Origin of the sequence: Brevundimonas sp. (assembly GCF_004210735.1) — a bacterium.
In the GTDB taxonomy this organism is placed as follows: Bacteria; Pseudomonadota; Alphaproteobacteria; order Caulobacterales; family Caulobacteraceae; genus Brevundimonas.
Map to the genome: position 1 here is coordinate 1 of NZ_SDZL01000108.1, position 3,170 is coordinate 3,170.

Here is a 3,170-nt window from a genome sequence, read left to right on the forward strand (position 1 = left end):
AAGGAGATTCAGCGGCTCAGGCGCCAATAAAGATGTGGTTCGCTGCCGCGCCTGGCGTTCATAATCGTTAATGGCGAGGGCTCTTGCAGGCATGCAGCACTCCGCAACGCGGAGTGGCCAGGAGGCTGAGCTCCGCCTGTTCTACGGAGCAAGATGGGGGCCAAAGCAGCGGCAGGCCTCATCTGCTGGAGGAAGTTTCTGCTTGCTCATCTGCATGCTGAGTGAGTTGATCGGCTCCAACTGAAAGGGAGCCAGCCGTGCAAAGCGATGTGAAGTCCTGCGTTGAGGGCATCCTGGGGGATGACAAGCTGGATCGCGACACGAAGGTGCGGAAGCTTCGTCAGGTCGAAACCGACGTTCTGGCGCGCCAGCGCGCCGCCACAGAGGGCATGACCGGCGCGCCCGCGCGCGATGGCGAGGACCTGAAGGTCGTGGAGCGCGCGTTGATGTCGCTCGGTGAAACAGCCGTCGATCAGGGCCCGGCTTCGCTCTAGCTATTCGAAGACAATGTTCGGAGCGGGCTTGTTGGGCGAGGCGGCGAGGGCTTCGCTGACGGCTTCGGCGAGCAGGCGGAAGGCTTCGGCGGCGGTGGTTGCGCCGGTGGCGGCGGGCGTGCCGGCGTCGCCGCCTTCGCGCAGGGCCGACAGGATGGGCAGGGCGCCGAGGAACGGGACGCCTTGTTCTTCAGCGGTGCGCTGGGCGCCGCCCTGGCCGAAGATGTAGGCGCGCGAGCCGTCGGGCTGTTCGAACCAGGCCATGTTTTCGATGACGCCGAGCACCGGCACGGCGGTCTTGCGGAACATGCCAACGCCGCGGCGGACATCGGCGAGGGCGACTTCCTGGGGCGTCGAGACGATGACGGCGCCGTCGAGCGGGAGCTTCTGCACGAGCGTGAGCTGCACTTCGCCGGTGCCGGGCGGGGTGTCGATGAAGAGCAGGTCGAGGTCGCCCCAGTCGGTGTCACTGATGAGCTGATTGACGGCGGACATGACCATCGGGCCACGCCAGACGACGGCCTGATCGGGATCGACCAGATAGCCGATCGACATGGTGGCGACGCCATGCGCCATCACCGGGATCATCTTCTTCGCGGCGGTGAGTTCGGGCTTTACGCCGACAGTGCCGAACATGGTGGGGAGCGACGGGCCGAAGACGTCGGCGTCGAGCAGGCCGACGCGCAGGCCGGATTTTGCTGCGGCGACGGCCAGGTTGCTCGCGACGGTGGATTTGCCGACGCCGCCCTTTGCGGAGGCCACGGCGACGATGCCGCGCGCAGGGCGGACTGTGGGCGCAGGTGGAGGCGGTGGCGTTGCGGGGCGCGTGATGGGAGCGGGGCGCGGCGGCGCGACGGTGCGTGCGCCGGTTGTTGCTTCCGCGGTGAGGACGGCGGTGACGGCGGTGACGCCCGCGACGCGCGCGACGGCGTCCTCGGCGGCTTTGCGAAGCGGTTCGTCAGCGGCGCCAACGCCGGTTTCGAGGACGAAGCCGATTTTGCCATCTGCGCGCACGACGAGGCCGGTGACGCGGCCGGAGGCGCTGAGGCCCTTGCCCGACACGGGATCAGTCACGCTATCGAGCGCGGTCCGGATGGAGGTTTCGAGGGCAGACGGCATTGCAGCTCCACTTCGGGAGGCGCCTAGTGGTTCTTGCGACCGGTTATCTTGCGAATGATCATGTCGCTAAACTTTCCGATCAGACCAGGCGCCTGACGCGGGTCCTTTAGCATGACCCACCCCGCCCGGAAGACATTACCCGACTTCACGCCGGCCATGAAATCTATCCAGGCGATGCGCCGGCGAATGTAGAACCGGTGATGATGTAGAAGTCGCGCGTGCTCGGCATTGGCGGTGTTTTCGAGCAGGCGGGTGTTGGCGGCGTCGAGCTGCGCCAGATCGTGGCGGGAATGGTGCGTCGACAGCGATCTCGTCCGCATCACGCTGATATAGCCTGTCCAGGGGATCAGGCGCATGCGGCCGCCAGCCGCCAGTGCGCGGGCATAGAGGTCGAAATCTTCGCCGAGCCGCATGCTTTCGTCATAGCGGATCGCATGAGCGTCGAGGAAGAAGCGGCGGATCATTGGCTTGATGAAGCCGATTTCGCGCGGCCGGGCGGCTGACCGCGGAACGCAGGCCTTGATGAAGTAGGTGAAATCGACATCGATTGTGGCGGCGTCACCGTCGATGAACCACAGCGGCTCCGCGGTTTCGCGTGGCGCGCCTTCTTTCACCTGCATCAGGTCGTCTGCGATGAGGTCGTAGCCCTTGTCGGCCTGCGCCATGAGGCCTTTGAGGCGGCCCGGTTCGAAATAGTCGTCGCTGTCGAGGATGGTGATCCAGGGCGCCTTGCTGGCGGCGATCGCGGCGTTGCGGGCGGCGGAGGGGCCGGAGTTTTTCTCGAGCGCCAGCACGATCAGGCGGCCGGTTCCATCGTCGGCGGCGCGGGCGGCGGCGAGGGTGGCGCCATCATCGCCCGAGGCGTCATCGACCACGACGACTTCGGCGGCTTCGGGCTGGGCGAGGGCTGAGGCGACGGCGCGGCCAATGGTTCCGGCGGCGCGCCAGGCGGCAATCACCACCGTGACGTCGCGACGCACGGGTGAGTTGGCGACGTCGGCCGTGGCAGATTCGAGCGGGCTGGATTGGTTAGCGAGCATGCGATCCAGGGCTGCAAGAAGGCCGCCAAGGCGGCAGTTAGGGCGGTTTACGGCCTACACTGCAAGTAATGGTGGTTACGAGCAGATGAAGAACTTGCCGTTCACCAAGTTCAGTCCGTGTTGAATCACGCGTTTGTCACCCGGATTGCAAGTCGCTTGCTGGGTGAAACTGTCTTATGCGCATGCCTTGAAGCGGCTTTAATGCGCGCTCAACTACTGGAGGACACAACTCTCCAGACACGTGCACTCAGGAGGACGGGCCTATGCCCTGGAACGACAACAAGGGCAGCGGCGGGGGCGGAGGTCCCTGGGGTGGCGGCGGCGGCAACAATTCCAACGGCAACAAGCCGGGTGGCGGTGGTGAAAGCCCGTGGGGTAGACCCGGCGGCGGCAATCAACCCGGCAACAAGCCTGGCGGCGGCGGAAGTGGCGGCGGCGGCAAGGATCGCCCCGACCTCGAAGAGACGCTTCGCCGGATGCAGGAGCGCTTCAAGCGCAAGGACGGCGGCGGCAATGG

4 protein-coding genes are annotated in these 3,170 nt (G+C 66.0%); 2 read left to right on the forward strand and 2 right to left on the reverse strand.

Going from position 1 to position 3,170, the window contains the following annotated elements:
- Positions 1–257 precede the first annotated feature (257 nt).
- Positions 258–494: a hypothetical protein gene (locus EON91_RS14105; RefSeq protein WP_292095988.1), complete on the forward strand. Its 237-nt coding sequence runs from the start codon at positions 258–260 to the stop codon at positions 492–494.
- On the opposite strand, the gene EON91_RS14110 is transcribed toward EON91_RS14105, so the two are convergent.
- Both EON91_RS14110 and EON91_RS14115 read right to left on the reverse strand, forming a co-directional pair.
- Entirely contained in the window at positions 495–1,613 is a 1,119-nt protein-coding gene (locus EON91_RS14110) for an Mrp/NBP35 family ATP-binding protein (RefSeq protein ID WP_292095990.1), read from the reverse strand.
- A gap of 23 nt (positions 1,614–1,636) precedes the next feature.
- On the reverse strand, positions 1,637–2,653 hold the full coding sequence (locus tag EON91_RS14115) for a glycosyltransferase family 2 protein (protein WP_292095991.1): 1,017 nt from the start codon (positions 2,651–2,653) through the stop codon (positions 1,637–1,639).
- A gap of 263 nt (positions 2,654–2,916) precedes the next feature.
- On the opposite strand from EON91_RS14115, the gene EON91_RS14120 reads away from it, so the two are divergent.
- Positions 2,917–3,170: hypothetical protein (locus EON91_RS14120; protein ID WP_292095993.1), on the forward strand; the 254-nt coding region annotated here is incomplete at its 3' end.

Excerpts from the sequence above, each read along its gene's own strand:
- EON91_RS14115 (WP_292095991.1), bottom strand. The coding sequence starts at position 2,653 with ATGCTCGCTAACCAATCCAGCCCGCTCGAATCTGCCACGGCCGACGTC.
- EON91_RS14110 (WP_292095990.1), bottom strand. The coding sequence starts at position 1,613 with ATGCCGTCTGCCCTCGAAACCTCCATCCGGACCGCGCTCGATAGCGTG.